The organism is Kitasatospora sp. NPDC057518, assembly GCF_042802075.1.
Taxonomy (GTDB): domain Bacteria; phylum Actinomycetota; class Actinomycetes; order Streptomycetales; family Streptomycetaceae; genus Kitasatospora.
Map to the genome: position 1 here is coordinate 1 of NZ_JBHVEU010000595.1, position 4,493 is coordinate 4,493.

The 4,493-nt window shown below is 74.1% G+C and carries 4 protein-coding genes; 2 read left to right on the forward strand and 2 right to left on the reverse strand.

Translation table 11 applies throughout. The annotated features are described in order from the left end of the window. Positions 1-44 precede the first annotated feature (44 nt). Positions 45-1,073 carry an NADP-dependent oxidoreductase gene (locus ACFU7Z_RS36765; protein ID WP_380782409.1) on the reverse strand — a complete coding sequence of 343 codons (1,029 nt, stop codon included), beginning with the start codon at positions 1,071-1,073 and terminating at the stop codon, positions 45-47. Positions 1,074-1,197: 124 nt separating this feature from the next. On the opposite strand from ACFU7Z_RS36765, the gene ACFU7Z_RS36770 reads away from it, so the two are divergent. Next, on the forward strand, positions 1,198-1,662 hold the full coding sequence (locus ACFU7Z_RS36770) for a MarR family winged helix-turn-helix transcriptional regulator (RefSeq protein WP_074000762.1): 465 nt from the start codon (positions 1,198-1,200) through the stop codon (positions 1,660-1,662). A 126-nt stretch (positions 1,663-1,788) separates the two neighbouring features. Next, entirely contained in the window at positions 1,789-3,381 is a 1,593-nt protein-coding gene (locus tag ACFU7Z_RS36775) for an LCP family protein (protein ID WP_380782411.1), read from the forward strand. Positions 3,382-3,537: 156 nt separating this feature from the next. On the opposite strand, the gene ACFU7Z_RS36780 is transcribed toward ACFU7Z_RS36775, so the two are convergent. After that, the gene (locus ACFU7Z_RS36780; protein WP_117487564.1) at positions 3,538-4,449 is read right to left on the reverse strand and encodes a 1-aminocyclopropane-1-carboxylate deaminase/D-cysteine desulfhydrase; all 912 of its coding nucleotides are present in this window, start codon (positions 4,447-4,449) and stop codon (positions 3,538-3,540) included. Between the last annotated feature and the right edge of the window lie 44 nt (positions 4,450-4,493).

Here is a 4,493-nt window from a genome sequence, read left to right on the forward strand (position 1 = left end):
GGCCCGGTGGGGGCGGCGGGGCGGTCGGGTCTCCTGACGGATCGTCAGCCGTCCAGGCGGACGACCATCTTGCCGGTGTTGACGCCGCTCAGCAGACCGAGGAAGGCGTCCACCGTGCCGTCGATGCCCTCGCTCACCGTCTCGCGGTACTTCAGCTCACCGGAACGCACCCATGCCGAGACCTCCTCGACGAACTTCGGCTGGAGGTCGTAGTGGTCGCCGACGAGCAGCCCCTCCATGCGGAAGCGCTTGGCGATGATCTGCGCCAGGTTGCGCGGGGCCGGAGTGGGCTCGGTGGCGTTGTACTGCGAGATCATGCCGCAGACCGCGATGCGCCCGTGCAGGTTGATCGAGTCGATCGCCGCTTCGAGGTGCTCGCCGCCCACGTTGTCGAAGTACACGTCGATGCCGTCGGGGGCCGCCGCCCGGAGCTGGTCGGCGACCGGACCGTTCTTGTAGTTGAACGCGGCGTCGAACCCGTACTCCTCCACCAGGAGTTCGACCTTCTCGTCCGAGCCGGCGGAGCCGATCACCCGCGACGCGCCCTTCAGCCTGGCGAGCTGGCCGACGATGCCGCCCACGGCGCCGGCCGCGCCGGACACGAACACCACGTCGCCGGCCTTGATCCCGGCGACCCGCGTCAGCCCCGCGTACGCGGTCAGCCCCGGCATGCCCAGCACGCCCAGGTAGGTGGAGAGCGGCGCGGCGTCCGGGTCCACCTTGACGGCCGTCCTGGGGTCGAACGTCGCGTACTCGCGCCAGCCGAAGAAGTGCAGGACGTAGTCGCCCTCGGCGAAGCCCTCCGCCCGCGAGGCGACGACCCGGCCGACCGCGCCGCCCAGCATCGGCTTGTCCAGCTCGTACGGCTCCGCGTAGGACTTGCGGTCCGACATCCGGCCCCGCATGTACGGGTCCACCGAGAGGTAGACGTTGCGGACCAGGACCTCGCCCGGGCCGGGGGTCCGGACCGGGGCCTCGACCAGGGCGAAGTCGGTCGGCACCGGCCAGCCCTGGGGGCGGGCGGCGAGGTGCCATTCACGGGCGGTCGCGGGGGTGGCGGCCTGCTCTGCCATCGGGGGCTCCTTGAGGGTTCGGGTGCGGGTTCAGGCGCTGTTCACAACATGAAAGGTTGATGAACTGAAGTAACGATGGGCATGAAAGGTTCACCCTGTCAACTTTTCAGGTAGACTTTTGACCATGGAGACCCAGCCCGTCGAGGACGCCACGCCGCAGCCCGACGAGATCACCCGCGAGGTCGTCGACCTGATGGCCAACCTGGTCGCGCTGTTCCACCGCGAGTACGAGGAGGCCGCCGCCGCCCGCTCGCTCACCGGCGCCCAGGCCAAGGTGCTCGCCCTGCTGCGGCGCGGACCGATGCCGATGCGCCAGATCGCCCAGACGCTCAGCTGCGAGCCCTCCAACATCACCGGCATCGTCGACCGGCTCGAATCCCGCGGCTTCGTCACCCGCGAGGCCGACCGGCACGACCGCCGGGTCAAGCTGGTCGCCGCCACCGGCACCGGCTCGGCCGCCTCCGAGGAGCTCCGCGAGTCGCTCAACTTCGCCCGCGAGCCGCTGGCCGCACTCGGCCCGGACGAGCGGACGGCCCTGCGCGACCTGCTCCGGAGGATGCTCGCGGGCGCCTCCGGCCCTGGCGCGTGACCAGCATCACAGGTCCCGGGGGCTGTCCGTTGGCCCCGGGGGGGTAACCGAACCGCCTCCCGGAACGTCTAACGTTCGAACATCGAACATCGAACGCGAGATACCTGAAGACGGGGGGCACTGAGGATGAGCAGCAGTGCGCGTCGGCGCCGCTACCTGCGGACCGCCATCGGCCTGGCCGCCGCACTGGTGCTGTCGGTCGCGGGTGCCGGAGCCTGGTTCTACCACCGGCTGGACAACAACATCACCACCTTCGACCCGGGCGGCGTCGCCACCGAGCGCCCGCCGGCCGCCGTGCCGGCCAGCCCCGGCGCCCAGGTGCCGGTCAACGTGCTGCTGCTCGGCTCGGACACCCGCGACGGGGGCAACGACTCGCTGGGCGGCGGCGACGAGGGCGTCGGCCACTCGGACACCGCGATCCTGGTGCACATCTACGCCGACCACAAGCACGCCGTCGGCGTCTCGATCCCCCGCGACACCCTGGTCACCATCCCGTCCTGCAAGCTGCCGAACGGCAGCTGGACGACGCCGAAGAACGACCAGATGTTCAACTCCGCCTTCACCGTCGGCCTGGCGGAGAGCGGCAACCCGGCCTGCACCCAGAACACCGTCGAGAAGCTGACCGGGCTGCGGATCGACCACACCGTCGTGGTCGACTTCAAGGGCGCGGCCGCGATGTCCGACGCCGTGGGCGGCGTGGAGGCCTGCGTGCCCAACGACGTCAACCAGTTCGGCATACACCTCAAGAAGGGCCTCCAGAAGCTCTCCGGGCAGTCCGCGGTGGACTACCTGAGAGCGCGCCACGGCATCGGCGACAACTCCGACATCGGCCGGATGAAGCGCCAGCAGGCCTTCCTCTCGTCGATGATCAAGAAGGTGCAGGGCCAGGGCTTCTCGCTGCCCACCCTGCTGCCGCTGGCCGACGCGGCCACCAAGTCGCTCACCGTGGACGAGGGTCTCGGCACCGCGATGAAGCTGGTGGACTTCGCCCGCTCGATCCAGGACATCAAGCTCTCGGACGTCTCCTTCGTCACCGCCCCCTGGCGCTTCGCCGGCGAGCGGGTGCGGCTGGTCCAGCCGGACGCCGACGCGCTCTGGAAGCTGCTGCGCGAGGACCGCACCCTGGACGGGCAGAGCACCTCCGGGACGGGCCAGGTGACCTCCTCCCCCGGCGCCGACCCGGGTGCCCCGGCCGCCCCGGCCACGCCGCTCACCCCGGAGCAGGCCGCGGCGCCGATCACCGTGGTCAACGGGGTCGGCACGCCCGGCCTGGCCGGCTCCGGCGCCGAGACGCTCAAGGCGCGCGGCTTCCGGAGCATCACCCTCGGCCCCAACTCCCCCGGGCAGCAGGCCACCCAGGTCTCCTACGACCCCGCGCTGAAGGCCGTCGCCGACCAGGTCGTGGCGCTCTTCCCCGGCGCCAAGGCGGTCGAGGAGCCCGGCTCGGGGGCGATCACCGTCACCCTCGGCGCCGACTACCGCGGGGCGGGCACCCGGATCGACGCGGTGGCCGCCCCGAGCCCGGAGCCCGGTGCCGGGACCGCACCCGGGGCTGCCGCCGGGGCCCCTGCCGCCGCGGCCCCTGCCGGGGCGGGCGCCGCCCCGGGCGCCACCGCGGGCAGCACCCCCGGCGCCCTCCCGGGCGGCGTCCCCACCGGCATAGCGGAGAACACCCGCACCGCCGACACCGACCCGTGCGCGAACCTGACCTTCGGCTGACCGCGCCCGGCCTCCGGCCCGCCTGAGGGCCGGGCCGTCCGTCGAACTCCCGCCCGTCCTCCCCGCGTTCGCCCGGGGAGGGCGGGCGGCCCGGCGTCCGGGCGGGCACCTCGCGCGGCTGAACCGTGGGCGCCTCGCCCCGACGGCCGCCGGCCGCTACTCCGGATCCGGCAGCCCGGTGACGACGGCGGTGAGGCGGGTGCCGCGCGGGAAGGCGCCCGCCGCCGCCAGGTCCGCCAGCGCGGCGAGCAGCTTGGCGACGTAGCGGCGCTCCAGCGGGACGCCGTGGCGGCGCTCGAACCGCTCCGCGAAGCCGGCCAGCTCGGCCGGGACCTTCCCGTAGCCGCCGCCGTGGTGCCCGTGGTCGATCCGCCAGTTGTCGAACCCGCGCCCGTAGGCGGCCCGGTGCAGCCGGGCGACCTCCTCCTCCAGGTAGCCCTCGCCGCCGCGCAGCACCGCCACCCCGAGCGCCCGGGCGCCCGCCGGCAGGCCGGCCGCGATGCCGGCCAGGGTGCCGCCGGTGCCGACCGGGCAGCAGACCACGTCCCGCTCGCCGAGGTCGGGCAGTTCGGCCGGGATCGCGGCCGCGCCGACGGCGGCCAGGGCGTTGGAGCCGCCCTCCGGGAGCACCAGGCAGGGGCCCCAGCGGCGGAGCGGGTCCGCCGCGCCGTCCTCCCCCTCGGCCCGGCCGGTGGCCTCCCGGTACGCGGCCCGGGTCAGGAACTCCAGCCGCATCCCGGCCGCCTCGGCGGCCCGCAGCGACCAGTTGCGCGGCCGGTCGGCCAGCTCCTCGCCGCGGACCAGCCCCACGCTCTCCAGTCCGAGCGCCCCGGCGGCGGCCGCGACGGCCCGCAGGTGGGTCGAGTAGGCGCCGCCGAAGGTCAGCAGCCGGGTGTGGCCCCGCTCCACGGCGGCGGCCAGGTTGGGCGCCAGCTTGCGCCACTTGTTGCCGGGGACGGTCGGGTGCAGCAGGTCGTCCCGCTTCAGCCGCAGCTCCACCCCGGCCCGGGCGAAGGCCTCGTCGGTGCAGTCCACCAGCGGGGTCGGCAGCAGGGCGGCTTCGAGCACCCGGCCAGCATAAGGCGGACGCGCGGAGCCCGGCCCGCCGGTGC

Excerpts from the sequence above, each read along its gene's own strand:
- ACFU7Z_RS36770 (WP_074000762.1), top strand. The coding sequence starts at position 1,198 with ATGGAGACCCAGCCCGTCGAGGACGCCACGCCGCAGCCCGACGAGATC.
- ACFU7Z_RS36765 (WP_380782409.1), bottom strand. The coding sequence starts at position 1,073 with ATGGCAGAGCAGGCCGCCACCCCCGCGACCGCCCGTGAATGGCACCTC.
- ACFU7Z_RS36775 (WP_380782411.1), top strand. The coding sequence starts at position 1,789 with ATGAGCAGCAGTGCGCGTCGGCGCCGCTACCTGCGGACCGCCATCGGC.